Raw genomic sequence first — 25,410 nt, 5'->3', positions numbered from 1 at the left:
TGATCACATATGGATCAGGGGGACTTTTTTCGTTTGCCCGAATTAGTTTTGCTGTAACAAAAAAGAGCGAATTCCGGAGGTGACCATTTCATGGTCTTCCTCATCTGGCAGCCCGGATACGGTAATGGTGCCGATTTGTCCCTTGTCCTCCACAATCAGTGGAAAAGCACCGCCAGCCAAAACATAGTCAGAGGAAGGCAAACCAAAATCATGTTCAAGCGTTTTATCCTCGCTTCTCAGTCTCAGGGCTGTATGCCAAGAGCTGGAAGAGAAGTGATTCACAACGTTGTTCTTGCGTCGAATCCAGTCTTCGTTGTCTGGATGGGTGCCTTCCATGGCATGCAAAAAGAGACGATGCCCCTTGAGTGTGATGTCGATTGTAACCGCCTGTGAACGACGTTTCGCTTCCTCGACCAAACGTAGTCCGAGTTTGAGCGCTATTTCAGCATCGAATGTCCAAAATATCAATTCCTTTTCTTCCTGCTGCATTTCCTTTAATTTCTCTGTCATCGTTAGGTTCAAATTACGGACAGCTCCTTTACGTGTGTGGTTAATGTCTACATTCGACGTCGATCATTAGGGTACCTGCTGCATGCAGACAGGAGGGCAAGGTGGGTTTTAACCCGTTATATATGGTTCTGTATGCTTGCTCATTTGGAGACATTGCCTCGCCTGTGTTAAAGTGAAAGGGAACGTTACACCAGAAACCTTCGAGGTTTACATAGGTTATGGCGAAGTCCGGCAGGAGGAGTGGCACATGTTATTTTATTTTATAGCACTGCTGGTTACCTTGGTTGATCAGGGAACCAAGATGGCAGTGAGGATGTATATGGAAGTTGGCGACACGATGAGACTTGGCGACTCGGGCATGCAGTTGCAGCATTATGAGAACAGTGGGATGGCAGGCAGCCTTTTTCAAGGGAATGCGCGTCTGTTCGGTGTGGTCGCCATTCTGTTCGTGGCGGGCATTTTATATTATCGGAGAAAAGGTGAAATTCGCGGTTTCTGGATGCAGGCGGGTGCCGGCTTCATGGTCGGCGGTGCCTTGGGTAATGCAATCGACCGTTTTATCTACGCACGCGTAACGGATTTTCTCGTATTTCCGTCGGGACGTGGTATTCTCAATTTGGCGGATGTAGCGATAAATGTTGGTGTGGTTATGCTGGTCATCGGCATGCTGATTCGTGCATTTCAGAGTTACCGAGCCAAGCGTTTACGTAATGCTTTGCCGAAAATAGAGCGCTCATAATAAGTTAACAACAGCTTTGATGTAAGCAGTGGTAACTGAATACATGAGGGACATTGGATAAATTCCGATGTCCCTTTTTGTTATGTCGATGACCGGGCTCGCGGTCAATGGGCCTGATTCAATTTTACCGAAACCGTTTTAGGAATAATAGGACACATTATAGTCAACGCTCTTAGTATGAATCGGTGGAAGGATTAACCACATGGTTATTTCACTAATTTAATGGGTAAATCTTTACGTATATAAGCTGAGGGAGGTACAACATGAGAACATCGCTTACCAAGGCACTCGGGTTAATGCTGCTTTGTGGAATAACGGCTGTACTTCTGTCTTCCTGCACCAGCGGGAATCATGCCAACGGCAAAGTGCAGGTTGAATTTTTTCAGAACAAACCCGAAGCCAAAGGAACCTTTGACGAGTTAATCAAAACATTTAACGCCGAACACTCCGATATTCAGGTCACTCAGGTAAATCCACCCGACGCGGAGACGGTGCTGAAGACACGTGTGGTGAAGAACGATGTGCCAGACATTATGGCGATGGGGGCAACCGATACCTATTCCATTCTTGCACAGAGTGATATTTTCGCCGATTTGACCGACAGTCCACTGTTGAAAACGATCGATCCCAATTACATACAGATGCTGAAGGATGTCACGGGCATGGATGAAGTGACTGGTGTTCCTTACGCAACAAATGCAAACGGCATCATGTACAACAAAACGTTGTTTAAGGAAATGGGTCTGGACGTACCCAAGACCTGGGATGAGCTGATTGCTACAGCCCAAAAAATTAAGGATGCGGGTAAAATTCCGTTTTACTTCACATACAAGGATGACTGGCAGACAAATCTGCCGTTCAATGCACTCGGGCCTAACTTGGTTGGTATTGATTTCTATCTGGAGCGTCGCGAGAACAAAGTGACCTTCAAGGAGAAATACCGCGAGGTTGCGGAGAAGCAGCTGGAGCTGATGAATTACGGTCACGGCGACAACTTCGGTAAAGCGTATTCGGATGGTAACCGTGCCTTTGCCAATGGCGAAGCATATATGTACATCCAGGGTACCTGGGCAATCTCTGAAATTCGCAAAGCCAACCCGAATGTGGACCTTGGTTTCTTCCCCTTCCCGACAGGCAACGATCCGAGCCAGATTAAGCTGGTGAACGGAATCGACTCCCTGTTTACCATTGCAGCGGATACACCGAACAAGGAGCAGGCCGAGCAGTTCATCGCGTTTCTGCTGGAGCCTGAAGATATAGGCAAGTACATTAAGGAACAGACGCTGTTCTCTGCGGTGGAGGGTGTAAAACAAGATGATCCTGCTGTACAGGAACTGACACCTTACATTGAGCAGGGCAAGGTTATCGACTTCGCCGATCACTATATTCCGGCTGCGGTGCAGCTGAATTCCATCGTACAGTCCTTTTTGCAGAACAAGAACATCGACAACTATCTGGATACACTCGACAAAGAATGGGACAAGGTAGCGAATCGGCGATAACGCCTTGTCCGAAGGAGGATGGAGTATGAACAAGCGCATCGCGCCCTATTACTGGATGACGGTTCCAGCGGTAGTATTGTTCTTCGTATTTATGACGCTGCCGGCCCTCCAGGGGATCTATTATTCATTTACGAACTACAACGGATTCGGTAAAGGTTATGATTTTGTTGGATTCAAAAACTATTTCAATCTTTTTCAGGATGATAATGTAGGCAACGCCTACTGGTTTACCTTCAAGTTTGCGATCGTTGTAACGATCCTGACGAATATTCTAAGCCTGCTCATTGCACTCGGGCTAAATGCCAAGATTAAGTTTCGTAACTTTTTCCGTGGCATCTACTTCTTGCCGAATATTCTGAGTGTATTGATCGTAGGTTACATATTTAACTACCTGTTCTCCAACGTATTCCCGATCTGGGGGCAAAACCTGGGGATCAACGCCCTATCCACGAACATTCTGGGCAGCGAAAGCCTGGCATGGATTGGGATCGTGATTGTGGCCGTTTGGCAATCAGTTGCATTGAATACGATTCTATATTTGGCGGGCTTGCAAACGATCCCTACGACATTGTATGAAGCATCAAATCTGGACGGCGCCGGCAAATGGCGTGAATTCTGGAGCATTACGTTTCCACTTATTGCCCCGTTCTTCACGATTAATATGGTGCTGGCGATGAAAAACTCATTGATGGTCTTTGACCAGATCGTGGCCTTGACCAATGGTGGGCCGGGACGGGCAACACAGTCCATCTCCCATCTGATCTACACGGGTGGTTTTGAAGGCGGCGAATATGCGTATCAATCTGCGAACTCGGTTATCTACTTCATCGTTATCGCGGTGATTTCGATTCTGCAAATCCGGTTCCTGCAAAGAAGGGAGACGGATCTGTAATGAGAAGCCGTTTACGTACCAACTGGCCCGTTATGTTGTTAATTGTTCTGGGTACTTTGTTCATTCTGTTCCCTTTATATATGACGGTAACGATCGCATTGAAGAATCCGGAGCAAATGGCCCAATCGGTATTTGCTATTCCGACAACGCTTCACTGGGAGAACTTTGCAAGTGCAATAGTTATGACAAACTTCTTCCAATCATTCCGTAACAGTGCCATTGTGACTGCATCAACAGTCATCCTGACCTTGCTCAGTAACTCTATGGTTGCTTATGCGATTGCGCGGAATATGGAAAAACGGAAGTTTTTCAAAGGGTTGTACTATTACTTCGTCAGCGCGATGTTTATTCCGTTTCCGATTATCATGCTGCCGATTGTTAAGCTGACTGCATCACTGGAAATGACCAATCTGCTGGGTCTTATCCTGCTGCATACGGTGTATGGTCTTGCCTTTAACGTATTTGTGTATGTAGGTTACATTCGGTCCATTCCGGTAGCGTTGGAGGAAGCAGCCTTCGTAGATGGAGCAACAACCTGGGGCACGTTCTGGAAAATCATTTTCCCATTGATGGCGCCGATTAGTGCAACGGTTGGTATTCTGACCTGTCTGTCCACTTACAATGACTTTCTGCTGCCGCTCATTATTATTAGTGATCCGGCACAATACACACTACCGCTGGTGCAATATGTGTTCCAGGGTCAATTCAATACCGACTTCAACCTGGCGTTTGCATCGTACCTGCTGGCGTTGCTGCCAATGATTATCATCTATCTGTTTGCACAGAAGTGGATCATCAACGGTGTGACGCAAGGTTCAGTGAAATGACGAAGAAGCGGGCGGGCTCATTGAGCCCGCCTTTTTTGATTTATACAAACTTCCGCTTATGAAGCAAAACTGGATTGAAGTGATTGATTAAGATAGAAAACTATGGTATTTTCTAGTCGTTAGTTTAATCGCTAAACAAAGTGCAATGAAGGAGTTCAGCGAGCCACAGATGTAAACATTATAATCTCTGGCGATGATTGGCCTTAATAAGTCTTGCACACTCAATCGTCACCCAAGATGAGAAACGGGTGGCGATTTCTTTTACATGTGGGGAGGAGAATGGGGTTTGCGAGGCAATTTGGGCAGATGGAACTCGTTACGCAATCAGATCTTTGTTGGTTTTGTACTGGTGATGCTGGTGGTGTTATTTATTGCGGGAATCGCCGCCTATGACCGGGTATCCGGTTTGCTGAAGACCAATGCGGAGAAGCATATCCATCAAACTGCTGTTCAGGCTAATGGCAGACTGGATGCCTTAATCGCACAGGTTAACTCTCTGACAGCCCAAGTGGCAGATGATTCTTACGTGCAGCGTTTGCTAAGCCATGAGAAAGCTGGGGAACCGGCTACGTTTAATCAACGTCAAGCACTCTTGCAGGTTGTGAGCAGCTATCCGTCCTTTATGAGCGGTGTGCAGAGTCTGGAAATCTATACGACAACTTACAGCAGAATTTTTCCCATGGATGACCGTTCTTTGGATGGAAGGCTCGGGCGGAACTGGATTGCGGAAGCAGACGCCGAGAAGGGGAGACTGGTCTGGGTTGGTCCCGACCCGGAAGATCCCGGAGTCATTATGGCTATTCGGCGAATCAGCCTGATGGATCGGGATTTCGAACCTGGCGGTTATGTCGTGGTGCGGATGCAGCGCAGCTTTTTTCAACTGAATGATTTGGATGCTGAGGACGATGTGGAGGATTCTATTCTGCTGGTGGATGCTGCAGGAAGCGTAGTTACATCCAATCTGGAGGCTAGTCTGGATGTGGAGGCACTCCTGAGCAGTGACAGCTCTGTAGTCCAGACCCGGGATGAGCCCTATATCGTCGTTAGACAGCATTCCGAAATGACGGGATGGACGCTCGCGGTTCTTACTCCTGTGAGCGAGACGACGGAGGGTGTCTCCATTCTTCGGACGGCACTGCTTATTTCCGGTTTGTTTGGCGTCGTGTTATTCCTCATTATGTCTTTTCTCTTGTCCACCATGATTACACGTCCTATCACCCGACTGATGAGGGCCATGCGCAGTGCACGTCCGGGGGCCATGAAGCCCAATATTATGTTCAGCTCAACGATGGAGATTCACAGGCTCAATGAAGTATACAATCAGATGGTATATCGGCTGAACGAGTTGACCCAGGAGATATACGAGAAGGAAATCATGCAGTCAAGAACAGAATTGAAAGCTCTGCAGTCGCAGATCAATCCTCATTTTCTGTTTAACACACTGGAGGCATTCTATTGGTCACTTGATGACAAAGGAGACGAGGAAATGGCGCGTATGGTTGTGGCAATGTCCCGGCTATTTCGCTACATCATCTCCAGTCCCAATCAGGATGAATGGGTTACCATTGCCGATGAACTGGAGCACGCGGAGCGTTATCTTCGAATTATGGAGATGAGGCTGGGAGAAAGGCTGCAATGGGAGATCAGACTGAGTGATGCGATGCGCACCGTGAGGATTCCCAAATTGCTCATACAGCCCTTGGTGGAGAATGCCATTCTTCACGGGATCGAGAGCAAAATCGAACCGGGAAAGGTAAGCGTCCATGTAGATGCTTCAGCGCAGGAGGGTCTGGTCCGCATCGAGGTTCGAGATGATGGACCTGGCATGGATGATTCTCGGCTTCAATCTGTCGTTCGTGCATTGAATGGTGGACCTGCTGTTTCCGACAAGGGAACAGGTGTGGGGCTGGTTAACGTGCATCGCAGGTTGAAGCTTTATTTTGGCAGTCAGCTTGGCGAATTGTGCAGAATTTTCATTACGAGCAAGGTTGGTGAAGGGACTGTCCTTTGCTTTGAAATTCCGAAGGATACGGAGGGTGCATATGATTCATGGCAGAACGATTCTAATCGTTGATGATGAGCCGCGTACACGAGAAGGAATTCGCAAGACGCTGGAAGGCTGGTCGGCTGGTCGTAATGAAATTCGAACTGCGGCAAGTGGAGTAGAGGCAGCGGCATGGCTCCAGGAACAGACGGCGGACCTTTTGATTACAGACGTTCGCATGCCGGAATTCTCTGGACTGTCCCTCGTTGAAGCTGTTCAGCAGTTTCCGAGCAAGCCGGTGGTGCTGATTATGTCAGGACATGCCGACTTCCAATATGCCCAACAGGCCATCAAGCTCGGCGTGGTAGATTATTTGCTTAAACCGATTGAGAAGGAACAGTTAATTCAGACAGTAGAGAAAGCGCTGCAACTCGGTGACCAGCAGCGGCGTATTCAAACGATGCAGAAGCTGGTTGACCCCAAGCTGCTGGATGCCAAGGAACGGGGAGACCAGAGGCTTAATCCCCAGATCAGTGAAGCTGTTGCTTATGTGGAAGCCCATCTGAGCGAACATGTTACCTTGCGGGAAATCGCTGATATGCTGCACTTGAACTCAAGTTATTTTAGCGTTCTGTTCAAGGAGCAGATAGGAATCAATTTTAGCGAATATCTGACCCGTACACGTATTCAGCGGGCGAAGGAGATACTCGTACAGACGGCCCTGCCCATCTCGGAGATCGCCGAACAGGTCGGCTACCAGACGGATAAATATTTTATCAAGGTATTTAAAAGCCTGGAAGGGCTCAGCCCAAGCAAATATCGTCATTCCATTGCGTTTCGCAAAGAGACTAAATAACCATAAAATAGTGGAGTTTTTCCAAATCATCCTGGTCTTATGGGGGAGATGTACCCATGCTACAATTTTATTAAAGCGGTTACATCAACCGAATAACCATTACAGGGGGTTAGGAATATGAGAAAAAAGCCAATAGCCATGCTACTGACATTGACACTTATCCTCGCCGTGTTTTTATCCGGATGCAGCAATTCAGGTTCTGATGGAGAGAGTGAAGCGAGCGGCAGTGGCTCTGACGGAAAAGTGACCCTCAAGTTTATGCATCTCTGGCCAGCAGGCAGCTCTGCACAGCAGAATAAGCTGGTCAATGAGATCATCAAACAATACCAGACCGATCATCCCAACGTGACCATCAAACAGGAAGTACTGGAGAATGAGCAATATAAGAACAAATTGAAAATCCTGTCCGCTTCCAATGAACTCCCGGATGTAGGCGTAACCTGGGCTGCGGGTTTTCTAGAGCCTTACGTGAAGGGCAATCTGTTTGCTCCGCTGGATGACCTTCTGAGTGGTTCACTCGAAGGAAAATTCATTGCCGGAACAACCGAGGCATATGCCGTAGACGGGAAAACCTATGCGCTCCCGATTGAGCTGAATATATCTCCGATCTATTACAACAAAGACATTTTTGCTCAATACAATCTGCAACCCCCGGCCACATATGATGAATTCCTGAATGTTGTGAAAACGCTGACAGACAATGGTGTGGTTCCCATCGCTCTCGGCAACAAGGATCGTTGGACCGGATCTCTCTGGTATATGTATCTGGCCAATCGCTTAGGCGGGGATGCATTGGAGAAGGCCATCAATGGCACAGGCAAGTTTGACGATCCTGCCCTGATCCAGGCGGCAGCCGAAGTACAGAAGCTGGTGGATATGAACGCCTTTAACAAGGGCTACAACGGCCTGTCCAATGATGAAGGCAAATCGGAATTCATGAATGAGAAAGCTGCCATGTACCTCATGGGCACCTGGGAACTGCCGAACTATACCACCAATCCGGATGTACCGCAGGAGTTCAAGGATAAAATCGGATTTTTCAAATTCCCGACGATGGATGGCGGCAAAAGCGATATTAACAGTTGGGTCGGCGGCCCGGGTGTAGGCTTGTTCGTCGCACAAAACTCCAAGGTGAAGAATGAAGCTCAGAAATTCGTTCAATATTTTGTGGAGAAATGGGGCGAAAGCTCTGTAACCGAAGCGGGTGTTATTCCGGCAACGAAAGTAGACACAGCCGAGGTACAACTGCCCCAGCTTTATACAGACCTGCTGAATGAATTGAATCAGGCCAGCAGCCTGACATTATTCGCCGACGTGCAGATGAAACCGACGGCAGCCCAGGTCCATCTGGACATGATCCAGGCATTGTTCGGAAAAGCGGTCACTCCTGAGGAATTTGTGAAAAATCATCAGGAAGCCATTGATAAAGGCAACTAACGTACAACGCTCATAGGGAGGATATTGTGATGGATAAAGTCATGTCCAACCGTTTAGTCGCTGCGTTGTACGTGCTTCCCGCACTGCTGCTGTTATTGGTACTGATCTATATCCCGATCGTGCTGACCGGATATTACGGATTGATGCAGTGGGACGGGATCGGCGCAATGACCTTTATCGGTTTTGAAAATTATGCAAGATTGCTTCATGATGCAACGTTCTGGCAGAGTGCATATCATACCTTTCTGCTGGCCTTGTTCTCTGCACTGAGCCTGATCGGTTATCTTATAATTGCCCTTGTGCTGTCAGGCAAAATTAAGGGAGCCAACCTGTTTCGGAAAATATATCTGATTCCGATGCTGCTGTCCTCGGTAGCGATTGCCCAGCTGTGGTTGAAAATTTACCATCCCAGCAACGGTGTGCTTAATTCCTTTCTGGAAGCAATCGGGATTGCCAATCCGCCAGCCTGGCTGGCGGAGCCATCCCTGGTGCTGTATGCCCTGTTCGTACCGATTTTGTGGCAGTATGCCGGATTCTATATTCTGATCTACTACGCTGCGCTCAAGAATATCCCGGAATCGCTGGTTGAAGCAGCACGGATTGATGGAGCGAGCCCTTGGCAGATTGCCTTTCGAATCAAGCTGCCCCTGATCACGGAAGTGATCAAAGTGACGATCGTGCTGGCTGTCGTCGGCTCACTGAAGTACTTTGACCTCATTTATGTGATGACGGACGGTGGACCGAATGGCTCCAGTGAAGTGATGGCTTCCTATATGTATCATCAGGCTTTCCGTGGATTCGACTTTGGTTATGGGAGTGCCGTTGGTTTCTTCCTGCTCGTGATATGTCTGGTCGTAACCTGGCTACTGCGGAAGGCTACGGCATCCAAGGACACCATTCAGTATTCTTGAGTGAAGTGAAATGAAAGGAGGTCCATCCCTGTGAAAACCGATACCACGGTTCGGTTGCCAGCCTATCCGGGAACAGGCACGGGACCCACTGTGCTGAGAAGGCTCGGCTATGTCCTGCTCTACAGCCTGTTGATTCTGGTGGCGCTGCTGCAGATTCTGCCCTTGATATGGCTACTGCTGTTCTCGCTAAAAAACAATCAGGAAGTATTCGATATGGCACCGTTCGCCCTTCCCGCGACTCCGCGTTGGGAAAACTATGTGAAGGTGTGGACGGAAGGCAACATCAGTTTGTATTTCTTCAATAGTGTCTGGATCACGGTGGTGTCTGTCGTGTTCACCGTGCTGTTCGCGAGTCTGGTCACCTTCGCCATAACCCGCATGCGCTGGAAAGGGCGTTCTCTGGTGCTCGGATTGTTCATGGTGGGTATGATGATCCCTGTGCATTCTACGCTGATTCCGCTGTTCAGCCTGTTCCTGAAGCTTCATCTTACGGATCATCCATTGTCGATCATTCTGTCATACATCGCGTTTAATATGCCGATCACGATTATGATCCTGCTTGGCTTCTATTACGCCCTTCCACGGGAAGTGGAGGAAGCAGCGGTGATGGACGGTTGCTCTGTCCATCGGATTTTCTTCCGCATCGTCCTGCCGATGACATCTTCGGTGATCGCCACGACAGCAATTATCAACATGATATATGACTGGAATGAGTTCATCTTCGTGAATACGTTCATCAGCACAGATGCGTACAAGACGCTGACCGTTGGGGTGCAGAACTTTATTGGACAGTACACAACGGATTGGGGAGCGATTGGTGCCACACTGATGATCAGCATCCTGCCCATCCTGATCGCTTTCCTCGTCTTGAGTAACCGGATTGTGGAGGGCATCGCTGCCGGATCGGTAAAAGGATAGACCTAAGTATTCCACATCAGTCATTGGCTAGCTTAAATCTTGGACCCTTACATATCCCGATCCAAAAGGGATATGTAAGGGTTTTTGCTCATCGCCTATAGCGCAACTAAAATGAAAGAAATGAAAATACCTATTATTGGAATTTCAAAAAACTTTCAAGTTTTTTCGCAAAACTACTGCATTTTCAAACTACCTGTGCTAACATACCCTAAGAATTAAAGCCCACACGGGAAAGGTGAGAAAATGACAGCAATATCCTCAACCAAAGAGTCCCTGCGTTCGGATGCCAAGGATCTGAATCTGATTCGGCTAACATGGCCTATTTTCCTGGAACTCTTCTTGTTTATGTTGATGGGGAGCGTGGATACGTTCATGCTCAGTTCGGTGTCCGATAATGCAGTATCCGGGGTCGGAGCAGCCAACCAGATTATTTCCATTGCGATTCTTGTGCTGGAAGTCATTGGTCATGGCGCTGCTATTGTTGTGGCACAATATATTGGTTCGAAGAAGTTGAGTGAGGCGGCACAGGTCACAGGTAATGCGATTACGCTTAATCTGATTGTTGGACTAATCCTGAGCGGAAGCTTTCTTCTGTTTGGAGGACATCTGCTTACACTGCTTCATATCCAAGGTGAAATATACGATTTTGCCTGTTCTTATATAAGTATTGTCGGAGGCGGGATCTTCCTTCAGGCGCTGATTAACGCGCTGGCCGCGACGATTCGTACGCATGGTTACACCAAAGAGACGATGTATGTTTCCGTTCTGATGAACGTGATTCACGTCATTGGTAACTACGCTCTCATTTTTGGCCATTTCGGCATGCCGAAGCTTGGTGTAGAAGGGGCAGCGATCTCCACGGTCGGAAGCCGTCTGATTTGTTTGATTATTTTCTTCTGGTTGCTCTATCGGGTTATGGATGTAAGGGTGGAGTTTAGCTATTACATCAAACTTTCGAAGAAGTTTATCGGCAAAATCTTGCGAATTGGTATTCCATCTGCGCTGGAATCGGTTGTATATCAGTCCTGCCAGCTCGTCTTCACACTGTACGTGACCTATCTGGGTGCTGAAGCGATGGCAACCCGGCAATATGCGGGTAACATTTCAAGCTACATCTATCTGTTCAGCATGGCTATCGGAATGGGAACATCCATTATTGTTGGCCGATTGGTCGGTGCGCGCCGCAAGAACGATGCATACAAACGCGTATTTGACAGTGTGAAGTGGGCACTGCTCGCCACGGTTGTGATCGATGTAATTATTATTCTCTTCCGTGTTCCACTGATGAGTGTCTTCACGGATAATCCGGAAATTATCAAGCTGGGTGCACAGGTCATCCTGCTCAGTCTTCTGCTGGAGACCGGGCGAACCTGCAATATTGTGATTATTGGTTCCCTTCGTGCCGCAGGTGACGCGAAGTTCCCGGTGTACATGGGACTGATCTCCATGGTCTGCATGAGTCTGCCGCTGGGCTACCTGCTGGTGTTCAAGCTTCACATGGGGCTCGCTGGTGTATGGCTCGCGATTGCCGCAGACGAGTGGACACGTGCTGTCATTATGTATTTCCGCTGGAAGAGCCGGGCTTGGGAGAAACATGATCTGTTGGATCATGAGGAGGAAGTTGGAGCTCAGCCGGTGCCGGCAGTATAATGTTGTTTTGGAAAATAACTTCGATTTGAGCGGGGTATAGAAATAAAAAGGCGCCGCACTTGGAGCCGTTAGTCTTATTAAAGAAGAGCCAATCATGGGATGGAGCATTCCTCCTGATGATTGGCTCTTTTTTCGTTATTTGTGCATTATTACCCTGTTATCCCAGAGAGGTTCAGAGAATAGGTTGGGTCTGTATCGGAGGTTGTCACCAGAACAGGTTAGCAAAAATGATCAAAACGAGATGTGCAGGCTCACGTATAGTAAGGATATGGAAAGGGGCTGGACTTTATTTGAATTCATACAGTGAAATGATTCAGCAAAGTCTCTACTTTATTGAAACGAATCTGTACGAGGATATAGGGCTTGAAGAAGTGGCGTCTGAGGCTCTCTTGTCACCCTATCATTATCATCGGGTTTTCCGCAGGGAGGTTGGCATGACCGTTGTAGATTATATCCGGCATCGCCGAATGAGCTATGCGTCTGCTGCACTGCGTTCCACCAACGTGGGTATTTTGGACATTTCTCTGGCGTGCGGATTTGATAGTCAGGAAGCTTTTACTCGGGCATTCAGAAAAATATACGGTATGCCGCCTGGACGTTTTCGCAAATTGTTCGATCTAAGATTATTTGAAGGAAAAACCAGAGGGGGAGAAATACAGATGAATGAGTTGTCAGTGATCAAAGGGTGGATGTTGACCGGAAGTCATCCACAAAATTATGAGATGGGTATTGATCCTGCTGAAGTGCATCAGGGCAAGTCATCGGGCTATCTGAAAGCTGTTACGCCGATGGAGAGTAATGAGTTTGCCACCATGATGCAGCAGTTCAAAGCGGACAGGTACGTGGATAAACGGATGAAATTATCCGGTTTTGTGAAGACAGATCGCGTTGAAGGATTCTGCGGATTATGGATGCGTGTGGATAACAATGCTCAGGATGTACTCCAATTCGATAATATGCATGATCGGCCAATTACAGGAACGCAGCCATGGAATCAGTACCATATTGTACTCGATGTTCCACAGGGCAGTGCGACCATCTCATTCGGGGTTATTTTAAACGGCAAAGGCAAAGTTTGGGTGGATAGTTTCCGGTTTGAAGAGGTTGATCCGAATACACCATTGACTCATATGGAGACAGAGTATGAGATGTCGGACGAGCCAATGAATTTGTCTTTTGAAGAGTGATCAGATATGAATGCAGGTTCAACGTTAAGCTGAAGGAAGTATGGGAATTATGATATAATCCTGGTGAAGAATGGAGCTGATGCTGGATGACGGATTTGCTCGATCCACGAGTGGATTTTGTATTCAAACGTATTTTTGGAAGTGAACAAAGTAAAGATGTTTTGTTAGCTTTCCTTAACAGCACGTTTATTGAAACCGGTGAGTCGCCTCTTACGGAGATTACACTTATTAACACGTTTACGGACAAAGATAGTCCGGAAGATAAACAATCCATTTTGGATATCAAAGCGCGTACGGTGGAGGGCAAGTTAATCAACATTGAGATGCAGCTGTTTAATCCGTATAATATGGAAAAAAGGACGCTGTTCTACTGGAGCGAAATGTACTCTCACCAGATCAAGAAGGGCGAAAACTATAATCTTTTGAAAAAATGTGTGACGATCAATATTTTAAATTACTCATGTCTGGACAATGAACGATATCACAATGTTTTTCATTTACGCGAAGATCATACAGGTATTGGTTTGACAGATGATATAGAAATTCATGTAATGGAATTGACCAAACTGGATCAACACCCTGTCCCTATGGACAAGGGCGGACTGGTGAACTGGCTTTTATTCTTAAAAGGGATTGATCCATCAAACTGGGAGGTGCTGGCGATGAATGAACCGATGCTAAAAAAGGCGATGGACACGCTGGAATTTCTGAGTCAGGATGCAGCTACGAGAATGGCTTATGATGCACGGATGAAAGCACTAAGCGATGAAAAATCGATGATAGAAGGTGCGCGTGCTGAGGGAGAAGCCAAAGGGAAAAGAGAAATGGCGCGTGAGCTGCTTGCATTAGGCGTTGATATGTCTGCTGTGGTGAAAGCCTCTGGACTCTCTGAAGAGGAAATCAAAAAACTGCTGCCTAAGCAGTGATATGAAACTGAAATTACACTTTCCAGGGCTGATCCAATCACGGGTTGGCTCTTTTTGTTGTGTTTGGGGTATAAAAAAAGTGGAGCGAAGTCCAAGCTGAGAGGATAAAAGCGTTTCTTGTAAAATCGTAAAGTCCTCCATAGCAAATCAGGCGATACCTTGTTAACATAGATCCAAAGAATACGATAACTCATGACATATATAGAGGATGATTCCGATGAATAAAAAAGTACTGGTCGTGGATGACGAGTCAAGCATCGTCAGTGCCATTGCTTACGCGCTGCGGCGCGAAGGATATGAAGTAGAGACAGCGAATGACGGTGAAGAAGCATTGGTCAAGGTAGCCTCATTCCATCCGCAGGTCATGATTCTGGACGTCATGATGCCCAAACTGGATGGATACGGCGTATGCCGCAGGCTGGAGGACCGGGAGGATATTGGCATTATTTTGCTGACCGTCAAAAATGATATCGTGGATAAAATCGTTGGCCTGGAAATGGGCGCGGATGATTACATGACCAAACCCTTTGAGATCCGCGAGCTGCTCGCCCGGGTAAAGGCACTGATGCGCCGTGTGGAGAAAAGCAGCCCGTCCCCTGACGACCAGAAGAACCAGACTATCGTCAATGGAACACTACGCATCCATATCGCTCACCGCACCGTGACGGTGAATGAGGAGAAGCTGGATCTGACGCCAAAAGAGTTCGATTTGCTGACCATTCTGATGTCCAACCCCGAGCGTGTATACACACGGGATGATCTGCTGGACCGGGTGTGGGGCATGGAATATGCCGGGGGCACACGCACGGTGGATATTCATATTCAGCGGCTGCGCAAAAAAATCGGTGACACCGATCAGCAAAAATTGCAGACGGTATACGGAATTGGCTATAAGGCAGCAGCCCCTGAACCGGGCGGATCAGTATGAGAGTCAGCATCAAGCTGAAGTTCAGCGTTTTTCTGGCCGCATTGCTAATCCTGACCGTCGTTGTGCTCAGCTCCCTGGTATTGCGAGGTATTGAGCGCAACCAGCAGACGCAGATCGAGACCATTCTGTCCCAGCAAACCCGTCTGGTGAATCTGAATGTGCGGCAGTCTTACTATACCGAGTCCGTTCGTCTGGAGCAGGAGGTTTTTTTACAGCAAAATGGCCGCAGGCTGGCGCAGGAGCTTGCGAGCTCCACAGGTCTGCCCATCGCACTTTATGATATGAAGGGACAGCAGGTCGGTTCATCGATCATGTCTGAGGAAAGTGCGGATATCACAGCGACGCTGAACTATGCGCTGCAAAATAAAATTGCTTACCATGAACAGGGGGATACCCTGCTATATATGGCACCGCTGGACGGACCGGGTGGACAGATGGGTGCTGTGCGCATGCAGTATCCGGTTCAGAGCTATCATGAATTCTATGCTCGTATCCTTCAGTTGTTTATGTGGGCGGGGATTGCGGTTGTTGGACTAAGCTTCATTCTGGGCTATCTTTTCTACAACCGTTTTGCCGTTGCCATAACCCGCTTGAAGAGGTCTGCCGATTCCATCCGTGAAGGGCATTATATTACCGAATCACCTGTGAGACACAAGGATGAATTGGGTGAGCTGGGACAGGGCATTTATTATATGAGCACATCGATTCAGCAAAATATTGAAGCCATGCATGCCGAACAGCAGAAGCTTCAGCTCGCCATCGAGAAGCTTCAGGCCCTGGAGCAGCAGCAGAAACAATATATCGGCAACATCAGCCATGAGTTCAAGACGCCGCTTACGTCAATTAAGGCGTACGTGGAGCTATTGGACATGTATAAGGATGATCCACAATTGCTGGATGATGCTACAAGCAATATTGGTAAGGAAACCGAGCGGCTGTACGAAATGGTTGAGAAGGTATTACATTTATCTGCCCTGGAGAAATATGATTTTGAGAATCAGGCGGAAGACGTGGAGGTTCGTGCTCTACTGGAAGATGCCTGTGGCCGGATGCGGGGCAAAGCCGAGAAGTTTGCGCTGAACATGGAGCTGGCGTTACTGCCTGCGGTGATCCGCAGCGATCGGGAGAGCCTGATGCATATTTTCATCAATCTGTTGGATAATGCGATCAAATATAATGTGCCGGGAGGTGTCATCCGGGTAAGCAATGAACTGCGAATGCAGGAGCGACAAGCGGTTATTCGCATCTTCAACTCGGGTACGCCTATTCCGGATGAGGCAAGCGAGAAAATCTTTGAACCCTTTTACACCGTCAACAAAGACAGGGCCAGAAAAACCGGGGGAACCGGGCTGGGACTATCACTCGTCAAGCAATTTGTAGAGAAGCAGGGCGGTACCATCACATTGTTGCCGAGCGATCCGAAACATGGGGAAGGAACGACGTTCCAGCTGGTTTTCCCTTTGGCTCATTCAAGTTTACAAGTTGGAAACAAGTCTGAATAACTTTGGAAGTATGCGATGTGTATGCTTGGTCTATAGAAAGCACTCAGGAGGGACCATGATGAATTGGAAACAGGCGGCTTTGGGCACACTCGGGGCAATCGTCCTATTATCGGCAACAGCATGCGGGGGAACAACGAAACCAGGGGATAGTACACAGAACGGGAAATCAGGCACGGATATTACGGTGAAGGACAATACCAATACGTCGGTATACCAGAGCTTTAAGCTGGAGAAAATCGATAAACTGTCGAATATGCGCGGGGTAGCGTGGCTAAGCAATGACTGGATTTTGTCGGATAAAGTAAACGAGTCCATGAAGCCTGTCACGGTTGAGGGTGAGAAACGTTACCCGCATAACTTATACATGTATGATCTTACGAAGGGTACTGACACGCCCGTGAAGGAAAGTGAAGTGAATCTGGGCTCACCCATTGTGTCCCCGGATAGTCAGTATATTTTTTACAGAGAACCAGAGGAATCGACAGGCAAGGGCTTCATTCTGAATCTGCACAACGGGGAAGTGATATCTGCGGGCAAGGACGACGGCTTTGTCTTCGAAGGGGCATGGCTGGATAAGGAGCACGTGGTTTTCCCAAACATGAATGGGGATATCGTATCTGCAAGTGTGGATGGAACGACCAAAGTGCTGGTCAAGACGGGGAACTTCAATATAAGCAGCGTCAGCGTTTCGGGTAATGTGATTTACTACATCACAGGCACGGACGGACAGTTGAATGCCTACGATACGAAGACCGCTGAAGTGAAGCAGGTGCTGAAAAGTGTAGAGTGGGTCATTCCGTCCAACGATGGCTCAAGACTGGCGATTGTGAAAAAAACAGCCGATACCAAACGGGCGCTGGTGCTGACCGATCTGGAAGGGAATGAAAAAGCCACGCTTGCCAGAGGCACGCAGATTTTCGGCACGAGCTGGTCCGGTGACGATTCCAAAATCGCCTACACAATCAATTCTGAAAGTGATGATGAAAAAGGGCTGTTCGTCTCCAATACGGAATCGGCGGAGCAGTTCCAGATCTCGGCCGATATGGATAACGCATCTGATCCGCTGAGCTGGAGTCCGGAAGGCAATCGAATTTTGCTGTCACAGGCAGTGCAGGAAAATGAATCGTACCACTTTGTTACCTCGGTCATTACGATTTCGCAGTAATCATCGCAGTAAATCATCATCGAAGAAGAAGCAAATTAGCAGGTGGGCCCGGCTCATATCGAGTTGGGCTTTTTCTGTACCTTTAACGCAGGTTTTCTGGGTTATACTGAAGAGACGAGAAGTAAAGGGGGAACGATCATGGATGAAAAGGACTGCCGTCTGCTGCTGAGCGTTTCCGAAGAAAGCAGTCTGACCAAGGCTGCGGAGCGCATGTTTATGACCCAGCCGGCTTTGACATACCGTTTGCAGCAATTGGAGAAGGAATTTGGCGTGCCACTCATCGATAAAACGTTAAAAGGTGCCAGATTCACTCCCGAAGGAGAGCATCTCACTATCTATGCCCGTAAAATGCTCAATGAGCTTAACCAGGTCAAGGAACAGCTGTCGAACATTCGTAATGAGGTTAAGGGAACGCTGCGCCTTGGGATTGCCAATCATTATTCGTTGTACAAGCTTCCTCCATTGTTAAAACAGTTCAAGGAGCTGTACCCTGAGGTTCAGTTTGCTGTGACCTGCGCTTTGAGTGTAGAGGTTGTGGAACTGTTGATGCGGGATGAAATTCAGGTGGGTGTCATACGGGGGGAGCATCCATGGTATGAGGGTAAACATCTGCTGCACGATGAACCGGTCTGCATTGTATCCCGTGAGCCCATTAATCTGGATGAACTTCCCGAGCTTCCGCAAATTGCATTTCAGGAGCCCTTGACGAAAACGGGAGGTTCTCCCGTGAGCCCATTCCGAGAGGGCGTAGCATCCTGGTGGTATGAGCGCTATGAATGTTCACCAACCGTAGCGATGCGTGTGGACAGCTATGAGACATGCAAGGAAATGGTGCGTTATGGGCTTGGTTATGCTATTATTCCGGGTATTTTCGTATCTGCTTCGGATGGCCTTCATCAGCAGGGACTAATCCGACAGAATGGACAGGAAGTGCGGCGTAATACGTGGTTGGTGTATAAGGAAAGTGTGCTGCAACAGGCAACGGTGGGTCGCTTTGTTGATTTGATGAAAACGGCAGGAACACAGCATGTTGTGGACGGAGGCTAGATACAGACATAGCGGAATAATTGCCTTACTTCATGCATAATTATCCGATATTTTCTTATCAAAAAAGGGATTTTATTGCTATCGGGCAGTGTCGTTTTCATCGGGAGTACCCATTCGAAGGATGTACATAAGATCAAAATGTATACCGAGGTTGTCTTGGCTAATATGGAAATGAACCAGTAATATACTGACATCTAATGATATCCATATGTTATTATCTAGCGAGTCCATAAAATTTTTTATGGGCTATTCCTTAATTTTTTTGAATTTACTTATGGCTTGGTCACACATACAATATATCCAATCTGATTGTATATTTATTCGATTGAATTGAATATAGAAATGCTGTATTTGGAGAAAGGCGGCAAAACAATATGTATCCTGACCCTGCTCATATGAAGCAAAAAATCAAAGAAACCGTAGATCGGCTAGACCCCGATTTGCGGGAATTATCCCTGCGCATTCACGCTAACCCTGAGCTTAGCTTTCAGGAAGTCCAAGCACAACAATGGTTAACCGAACCGCTGGAAGCAGCCGGATTTCAGGTGGAAAAAGGCATTTCAGGCCTCGACACCTCGTTCCGTGCTGTATGGGAAGGCCAGCCAGGCGGACCCACGATTGCACTGCTCGCTGAATATGATGCGCTGCCCCGCATCGGACATGCTTGCGGACACAATCTGATCGGAACCTCTGCTGTAGGTGCAGCACTGGCGCTCAAGGAAGCTTGTCCTGATCTTCCGGGACGGATCATCGTTCTTGGCACACCGGCGGAGGAAGAAGGCGGCGGCAAAATCATTATGGTGAACGATGGCGTATTCAATGAGATTGATGCCGTCATGATGTGTCACCCGCAGCAAAAAACGATGGTACTGAGAGGTGCGCTGGCTTGTGTGGATGCAACCTTTACGTTCCACGGCAAACAGGCACATGCAGCCTCGTCTCCTGAGAAGGGCATTAGTGCACTGGATGCCTTGGTCAACGCGTATGCGGGAATAAACTCGCTGCGTCCTTATTTGAAGGATGACGTTCGGGTTAACGGGATCATCACCAAGGGTGGAGATGCGCCCAACGTGGTCCCTGAGCTGGCTGAAGCCGTATATATCATTCGGGCGAAGACAGTTGAAGAGCTGAAAATCGTCATGGACAAAGTTTATCGGGTCGTATGCCATGCTGCGGAAGGCGTTGGGGCTACGGTAGATATTACAGAAGGCCTGATCTATGCCGAGCGGAATAACAATAAGACTCTGGCGGGTCTGTTCCAACAGAACCTGGAGGATATGGGCATTGAAGTGCATGATCCACCGCAAACAGGCGGTGTGGGATCGTCGGATATCGGTAACGTAAGCCAAATCACCGCTGCGATCCATCCATATATTCGGTTAGGTGACGCGACAACACACACACCTGAATTTGCCCGGCTTGCCGGAGCAGAGGAAGGCATGATTGAACTAAACCGTGCGGCGAAGGCACTTGCACTTACGGCGTTTGATCTGTACGCAGACAAGGCAGCATTGCAGCAGGTACGGGATGAGTTTGAAGCGTGGAAACAACAGAAGGACGAGGGATGATGAATTGGAAAATATAACAAAACAACCACAACAACGGCGTAAATGGTTCAAGATGCCTCACACCTTCGTCATCTTGTTCATTCTGGTACTGGTTGCTACCGTGCTGACCTACATTATTCCCGCAGGGGAATTTGATCGGGTTAAGGATGAAGCGACAGGCAAATCCTTGCTCGTTCCAGGTTCATACCATCATGTAGAGGCCAATCCAACGGGACTATGGGATATTCCCAAGTCCATCGTTCGCGGACTGGTTGACTCTGCTGACGTTGTATTCTTTATTTTCATCATCGGCGGAGCATTTCAGATCATTACGAGTACGGGAACGATTGAAGCTCTTACAGGCAGGGTAGCCCGTTCGTTCGCCAATAAGGGATTGTGGGTCATCCCGGTATTCATCACCTTGTTCTCTGTTGGTGGATTCACGATGGGTATGTCCACAGAGGTCATGGTCTTTGTACCAATTGGGATCGCCATCGCGCGTGCGCTGGGGTATGACGCTCTAACAGGTACGGCAATGATCTCGCTGGGGGCCTCGTGTGGTTTTACCGCGGGACTGCTTAATCCGTTCAACGTGGGACTGGCTCAGGCCATTGCAGAAGTTCCAATCTTCTCAGGCATGTGGCTGCGCGCGATCATCCTAGTGTGTCTCATCTCTGTGACAAGTATCTATATTATGCGGTATGCGTCCAGAGTGAAGTCCGATCCAACTCGCGGTTTGGTGCATGAATTGGAACAAGAACAAGCAGCAGATGCACCTGCGGTAGATTTGAACAAATTGCCAACGATTCGTATCACACATATCCTGACCATCATTACCATTGTAGCTGGCTTTGCCCTGTTAATCTGGGGTGTATCCAAAGAAGGCTGGTGGATGGAGGAACTGGCGGCTCTCTTCCTGAGCATGGGTGTGATCTCTGGTCTTGTCTCCGGATTTGGCCCTAGCCGAATTGCCAGTGAATTCGTCAAAGGTGCAAGCAGTATTGCCTATGGTGCCTTTATCATTGGTCTGGCGAGAGGCATCATGGTTGTCCTCGATCAGGGTAACGTAATTGATTCCGTAGTATACGGAATGTCCACGGCGGTTGGCGAATTGCCGTCCTCCGTGCAGGTATTGGGCATGTATTTCTTCCAAAATATCATGAACGTGTTCATCACCTCGGGTACAGGTATGGCCGTAACAACGATGCCGATTATGGTTCCATTATCGGATCTGCTCGGGGTTACCCGTCAGACTGCCGTACTGGCGTTCCAGTTCGGAGACGGATTCACCAACATGATTCTGCCAACGTCTTCTGCCTTGATGGGCAGTCTCGCGGTATCCGGCATTCCGTATCAGAAATGGGTTAGATTCTTCTGGCCGCTGATGGTAATGTGGATCGCTATGGGAATTGTATTTATGCTTATTGCCAATGCCATTCAGTATTCTTAAAAAAGCAAAGAGCCTGTGTTCTGTGGTAGCCCTTCTCAAACGGTTTTGAGAGGGTACTTCCAGAACGCAAGCTTTTATTTATGGCTTGTTATTTCGACATGCTCAGTAATAACTTCACTGCTTCTGCACGCGTAGTGTTATCTCTAGGAGCAAAGGTGTTTAGTCCTTTACCGTTCAGTAGCCCGGACTTTTGTAAGCCAGCGACAGCTGCTCTGGCCCACACCGGAATCTGTTCATCATCTGCAAAGGTGGAGCTGGCGCCGGATTCTGAATTGAATTGCAGAGCGTGGGCCACCATGACGGCCATCTCGGCACGGGTTACGGCGTCATTGGGACGGAAAGCTCCGTCGGTATCTCCCTGAATGAATCCCGCTTGCACAGCACGTGCTACAGCAGACTGGGCCCAAGCTCCTATTTGTGAATGATCGGTAAAAGAAAGTGTCGCTTCCGTGTACTGTGTGTGCAGTGCGTTCATCAGCATCACCGTAAATTCTGCACGCGTAATCGATGCCTCCGGTTTAAATGATCCATCTGTATACCCTTTCACAATACCCTCATGGACAGCTTGCTGGATGACATCTTCCGCCCAATGACCCTCGACATCATTAAACGCAAACTCTGCTGGAGTCTTGGGTTGATCCACTGCAAATACGGCAAATTTAGTGAAATGGTCTACGTCCACCTTGATTTGAGCACCGTCAACAGAAGGTTTTCCCGCAGAGACCCAAATCTTGTCTTGTTCATCAAAGTAAAATATTTCCGCCTGCTGAGTGCTTTTCAATATCGATGGATCAAATGTCAGCGTTACTGTTACAGGTACATTGAAATTTTGTGTGAGATTCTTGATCAATTCGTACACCGGACTAAGTAGTATTGTCTGATTGGTCAGCAGGTCTGAAGAATCTGCAACCTTGTCAATCGTGACCTTCAGTCCCTGATTCGTTGCTCCAGCAGGGATGGATAAAGCAATCTCCTTGCCCAAGCTTACTAGTCCCGCCTGTCCTGCTGCAAGGGTTAATCTGCCATTATCGGATGAAGTAATCGTGCCAGGTGTCGTAGAATTACCGGAGGAGCCATTGTTGTTCTGGTTACTGGACCCACCATTGCCATTCCCGTTACCGCCTGACGGAGGCGTAGGATTAATGCTCCATTTGGCATACAGGGTCAGATTGGCAGCAATCTCCGTTTGGCTAAAGTTAAATAGCGTGCTAAGTTTCGGGTCCGAATACCAACCTGCAAACGTATAGCCAGAGCGGCTTGGTGAAGCAGGGGCAGAAAGGTTCTTCCCGTGTTCTACAATTACATCGGCTACTGCAGATCCTCCAAGTGTATTGAAGGAAACGGTGTATGTGTCGGCAGCCCATTTCGCATACAAGGTCATATCCGTTGTTACGCCTGTAGTATTGAAATCGAAGGCCTGACTCAAACCTGAATCTGTATACCAGCCAACGAAGGTGTGGCCTGTTAGGGTTGGATCAGTTGGTGCAATGGCCTTGTCGCCGTAATTTACCGTTTGTTCGGTTACCTCAGAACCACCGTTGCTGTTAAACGTCAGAGTCCGTGGCGCATAAAAGCTGAAATGAATGGTTGTAGTATTGCCTGCCGCATCAGTGACAACCAGTACATGTTCACCTTCAATACTTACGGTATCCCCACTCAAAAAGGGTGCGTTATTGAGTTTGGCTGTTCCCTCATTAAAGGAGATTGTCGGGCCTGCATCGTATATTCCATTATCTGCGACTCCCGTTACAACAGGAGGGACCGTATCAATGGAAAAGTGGACTGTTGTACTGCCAATGTTGTTGGTTACCACCAATGTATAATCTCCATCTTCCGAAACGGCAGTGCCGCTAGTGTATGCAGCCCCATTTAGGAGTGCTGTACCGCTATTAAATGTAGGCGTGACCGTGTGATTGTACACATCCTTGTCACCTACCCCGCTGACTATTGGCGTAGAGCCCTGCTCAACAGTTAAGATAACAACCGCTGGGTCACTCGCACCCGTTGGATTGGTTGCAGCATAGGTAAAGCTGTCACTACCCACATAATTGTTATTCGGCGTATATATAAACGAACCGTTAGGATTGAAGGTTAGTGTACCGTTCATGGGCCCACTTCTCAATACGGCTGCAAAAGCATCACTATCATTGGATAGCACGCCTGGCGAAGCTACGGTCAGGGTGGTGTTTTGTCCGGTTGTGTAGCTGTCTGCTACTGCACTGGGCAGGATACCGCCTTCTAATGAAGGAAATGCTCCTGCGTTGGCAACATAATAAACCAATGGTGATTGGCCGCTGTTCAGATCAGGTACTTTAAAATCGGTTGAACCATTGCTACCAAACCTGTAGCCTAATAGGCTAAACAATTGCTGGTTGTTGTTGATGGGGAGTGCGGAGCCATCTGCCAATATCCAGTTATTCAAAGGGAGTTGCACCAATAGGGGAATGATTTCGCCTATATACTCGCTTCCTGTACCTCCGTTTTCAGCACGATATTTGGGGTTGTTGGAGATGGCATAATGAAGGATATCCCCCTTGGGTTTGGGCAAATTGGGCAACTGGAATGAAGTCCCCTCTCCACCGAAAGTTGTGCCAATCACCTGATACAGGTTGGTATATTCAGAGATGGAAAGGGACTGACCGTTTGCAGCGAGCCAGCCGGAGGGTGTAAAGGCATAAGGGAATAAGCGAACTTCGCCCAATACCGATGCTACGACCTGAGACTGATCTTCGTCACGGGAAGGGAAGGTCCCGGTCATGGCTATGTAATAACCCATTCCCTTGGGTGCGGCATCCGTGAGGTCGGGCACTGCAAACGTCTGAGTACCATTGCCGCCAAAGTTGGTGCCAAGCAGTGAGAAAAGAGTGTTATTCTGGGTGACCGATAGGGTCTGTCCTTTAGCATACATCCAACCGGAAGGGGCCCCATTGTAAGGAAATAATTGAATTTCACCAATATAGGGTTGTACCGCTGCGGCGTGTGCCCGTTGTACCATGCTGTAATTGTTCCATAGACCACTTAATCCAATCAGGAATACCAACCAAACGATGCTTACTTTCTTGAATAGTGTTACACTCACGATCTCATCCCCATTTTCCTTCTAAAATATGTTCACGTCATGCTTATTCCCGTCCACCGTACTTTTCTAATTCACAGTGGTAAGCCATATAATGATGAGCTTAGTTTAAATGATCCATATGCAAAAAAGAATAAAATTTTTGTTCGAATTTAAAATAAATCTTCAGATTTTCCAGATGCACATCATATATGTATGGAATGTTCCATATCTTTCATCCCTTTCTATACATTTATATTGACTAAGCTGTTCCGCTTCCGATAAACTAGAATGCAGGAATAAAAGTCGAATGTTCAAAGCAGTAGTTCGAGACCATGTTTCGAACGGCTGTTTATTTTCTTTTTTATGAGCAAGGT

Annotated in this window: 20 protein-coding genes; 18 read left to right on the top strand and 2 right to left on the bottom strand. The window is 47.9% G+C overall.

Annotated elements, in window-relative coordinates:
- Window positions 1–42 precede the first annotated feature (42 nt).
- Complete coding sequence (locus tag ACFVQB_RS09050; RefSeq protein WP_379437246.1) at window positions 43–522, bottom strand: heme-degrading domain-containing protein; 480 nt, start codon at window positions 520–522, stop codon at window positions 43–45.
- A gap of 235 nt (window positions 523–757) precedes the next feature.
- On the opposite strand from ACFVQB_RS09050, the gene lspA reads away from it, so the two are divergent.
- The 18 genes from lspA to ACFVQB_RS08960 all read left to right on the top strand — a co-directional run bounded on the left by lspA (window position 758) and on the right by ACFVQB_RS08960 (window position 21,978).
- A complete protein-coding gene (gene lspA / locus ACFVQB_RS09045; protein ID WP_379437244.1) occupies window positions 758–1,249 on the top strand; it encodes a signal peptidase II in 492 nt (163 codons plus the stop codon).
- 296 nt (window positions 1,250–1,545) lie between these two features.
- Window positions 1,546–2,751, top strand: a complete 1,206-nt coding sequence (locus ACFVQB_RS09040) for an ABC transporter substrate-binding protein (protein ID WP_379438099.1) — start codon at window positions 1,546–1,548, stop codon at window positions 2,749–2,751.
- Between the two features lie 25 nt (window positions 2,752–2,776).
- Window positions 2,777–3,643, top strand: coding sequence for a carbohydrate ABC transporter permease (locus ACFVQB_RS09035; protein ID WP_090903199.1), 867 nt, complete (start codon window positions 2,777–2,779; stop codon window positions 3,641–3,643).
- On the top strand, window positions 3,643–4,470 hold the full coding sequence (locus ACFVQB_RS09030) for a carbohydrate ABC transporter permease (RefSeq protein ID WP_379437241.1): 828 nt from the start codon (window positions 3,643–3,645) through the stop codon (window positions 4,468–4,470). Before ACFVQB_RS09035 ends, ACFVQB_RS09030 begins: the two co-directional genes overlap by 1 nt.
- Window positions 4,471–4,756: 286 nt before the next feature.
- Window positions 4,757–6,544 (top strand): cache domain-containing sensor histidine kinase, encoded by a 1,788-nt coding sequence (locus ACFVQB_RS09025; RefSeq protein WP_379437238.1) that lies wholly within the window; start codon window positions 4,757–4,759, stop codon window positions 6,542–6,544.
- Window positions 6,513–7,310, top strand: a complete 798-nt coding sequence (locus tag ACFVQB_RS09020) for a response regulator transcription factor (protein WP_379437235.1) — start codon at window positions 6,513–6,515, stop codon at window positions 7,308–7,310. Before ACFVQB_RS09025 ends, ACFVQB_RS09020 begins: the two co-directional genes overlap by 32 nt.
- A 117-nt stretch (window positions 7,311–7,427) precedes the next feature.
- Window positions 7,428–8,747, top strand: coding sequence for an extracellular solute-binding protein (locus ACFVQB_RS09015; RefSeq protein WP_379437232.1), 1,320 nt, complete (start codon window positions 7,428–7,430; stop codon window positions 8,745–8,747).
- 29 nt (window positions 8,748–8,776) lie between these two features.
- Entirely contained in the window at window positions 8,777–9,658 is an 882-nt protein-coding gene (locus tag ACFVQB_RS09010; RefSeq protein WP_379437229.1) for a carbohydrate ABC transporter permease, read from the top strand.
- A gap of 54 nt (window positions 9,659–9,712) precedes the next feature.
- The gene (locus ACFVQB_RS09005; protein ID WP_379438097.1) at window positions 9,713–10,576 is read left to right on the top strand and encodes a carbohydrate ABC transporter permease; all 864 of its coding nucleotides are present in this window, start codon (window positions 9,713–9,715) and stop codon (window positions 10,574–10,576) included.
- Window positions 10,577–10,819: 243 nt separating this feature from the next.
- Window positions 10,820–12,226, top strand: a complete 1,407-nt coding sequence (locus ACFVQB_RS09000) for an MATE family efflux transporter (protein WP_379437225.1) — start codon at window positions 10,820–10,822, stop codon at window positions 12,224–12,226.
- A 308-nt stretch (window positions 12,227–12,534) separates the two neighbouring features.
- Window positions 12,535–13,413 (top strand): helix-turn-helix transcriptional regulator, encoded by an 879-nt coding sequence (locus tag ACFVQB_RS08995; RefSeq protein WP_379438095.1) that lies wholly within the window; start codon window positions 12,535–12,537, stop codon window positions 13,411–13,413.
- 86 nt (window positions 13,414–13,499) lie between these two features.
- Window positions 13,500–14,339 carry an Rpn family recombination-promoting nuclease/putative transposase gene (locus ACFVQB_RS08990; RefSeq protein ID WP_379437222.1) on the top strand — a complete coding sequence of 280 codons (840 nt, stop codon included), beginning with the start codon at window positions 13,500–13,502 and terminating at the stop codon, window positions 14,337–14,339.
- A 217-nt stretch (window positions 14,340–14,556) separates the two neighbouring features.
- Window positions 14,557–15,267, top strand: a complete 711-nt coding sequence (locus ACFVQB_RS08985; protein ID WP_379437220.1) for a response regulator transcription factor — start codon at window positions 14,557–14,559, stop codon at window positions 15,265–15,267.
- Window positions 15,264–16,769 carry a sensor histidine kinase gene (locus ACFVQB_RS08980; RefSeq protein WP_379437217.1) on the top strand — a complete coding sequence of 502 codons (1,506 nt, stop codon included), beginning with the start codon at window positions 15,264–15,266 and terminating at the stop codon, window positions 16,767–16,769. Before ACFVQB_RS08985 ends, ACFVQB_RS08980 begins: the two co-directional genes overlap by 4 nt.
- A 55-nt stretch (window positions 16,770–16,824) precedes the next feature.
- Entirely contained in the window at window positions 16,825–17,934 is a 1,110-nt protein-coding gene (locus ACFVQB_RS08975) for a DUF5050 domain-containing protein (RefSeq protein ID WP_379437214.1), read from the top strand.
- Between the two features lie 138 nt (window positions 17,935–18,072).
- Window positions 18,073–18,981, top strand: coding sequence for a LysR family transcriptional regulator (locus ACFVQB_RS08970; protein ID WP_379437212.1), 909 nt, complete (start codon window positions 18,073–18,075; stop codon window positions 18,979–18,981).
- A gap of 374 nt (window positions 18,982–19,355) precedes the next feature.
- On the top strand, window positions 19,356–20,549 hold the full coding sequence (locus ACFVQB_RS08965) for a M20 family metallopeptidase (RefSeq protein ID WP_379437209.1): 1,194 nt from the start codon (window positions 19,356–19,358) through the stop codon (window positions 20,547–20,549).
- Window positions 20,550–20,553: 4 nt separating this feature from the next.
- Entirely contained in the window at window positions 20,554–21,978 is a 1,425-nt protein-coding gene (locus ACFVQB_RS08960; protein WP_379437206.1) for a YfcC family protein, read from the top strand.
- A gap of 88 nt (window positions 21,979–22,066) precedes the next feature.
- On the opposite strand, the gene ACFVQB_RS08955 is transcribed toward ACFVQB_RS08960, so the two are convergent.
- Window positions 22,067–25,057 (bottom strand): tail fiber protein, encoded by a 2,991-nt coding sequence (locus ACFVQB_RS08955; protein WP_379437204.1) that lies wholly within the window; start codon window positions 25,055–25,057, stop codon window positions 22,067–22,069.
- Window positions 25,058–25,410: the final 353 nt, after the last annotated feature.

This window comes from Paenibacillus sp. NPDC057886 (genome assembly GCF_042796655.1).
GTDB lineage: Bacteria > Bacillota > Bacilli > Paenibacillales > Paenibacillaceae > Paenibacillus.
This window is presented reverse-complemented; position numbering and strand designations above follow the sequence as displayed.

Coding starts and splice junctions, on each gene's coding strand:
- lspA (WP_379437244.1), top strand. CDS start 758: ATGTTATTTTATTTTATAGCACTGCTGGTTACCTTGGTTGATCAGGGA.
- ACFVQB_RS09040 (WP_379438099.1), top strand. CDS start 1,546: ATGCTGCTTTGTGGAATAACGGCTGTACTTCTGTCTTCCTGCACCAGC.
- ACFVQB_RS09035 (WP_090903199.1), top strand. CDS start 2,777: ATGAACAAGCGCATCGCGCCCTATTACTGGATGACGGTTCCAGCGGTA.
- ACFVQB_RS09030 (WP_379437241.1), top strand. CDS start 3,643: ATGAGAAGCCGTTTACGTACCAACTGGCCCGTTATGTTGTTAATTGTT.
- ACFVQB_RS09020 (WP_379437235.1), top strand. CDS start 6,513: ATGATTCATGGCAGAACGATTCTAATCGTTGATGATGAGCCGCGTACA.
- ACFVQB_RS09015 (WP_379437232.1), top strand. CDS start 7,428: ATGAGAAAAAAGCCAATAGCCATGCTACTGACATTGACACTTATCCTC.
- ACFVQB_RS09010 (WP_379437229.1), top strand. CDS start 8,777: ATGGATAAAGTCATGTCCAACCGTTTAGTCGCTGCGTTGTACGTGCTT.
- ACFVQB_RS09000 (WP_379437225.1), top strand. CDS start 10,820: ATGACAGCAATATCCTCAACCAAAGAGTCCCTGCGTTCGGATGCCAAG.
- ACFVQB_RS08995 (WP_379438095.1), top strand. CDS start 12,535: ATGATTCAGCAAAGTCTCTACTTTATTGAAACGAATCTGTACGAGGAT.
- ACFVQB_RS08990 (WP_379437222.1), top strand. CDS start 13,500: ATGACGGATTTGCTCGATCCACGAGTGGATTTTGTATTCAAACGTATT.
- ACFVQB_RS08985 (WP_379437220.1), top strand. CDS start 14,557: ATGAATAAAAAAGTACTGGTCGTGGATGACGAGTCAAGCATCGTCAGT.
- ACFVQB_RS08980 (WP_379437217.1), top strand. CDS start 15,264: ATGAGAGTCAGCATCAAGCTGAAGTTCAGCGTTTTTCTGGCCGCATTG.
- ACFVQB_RS08975 (WP_379437214.1), top strand. CDS start 16,825: ATGATGAATTGGAAACAGGCGGCTTTGGGCACACTCGGGGCAATCGTC.
- ACFVQB_RS08970 (WP_379437212.1), top strand. CDS start 18,073: ATGGATGAAAAGGACTGCCGTCTGCTGCTGAGCGTTTCCGAAGAAAGC.
- ACFVQB_RS08965 (WP_379437209.1), top strand. CDS start 19,356: ATGTATCCTGACCCTGCTCATATGAAGCAAAAAATCAAAGAAACCGTA.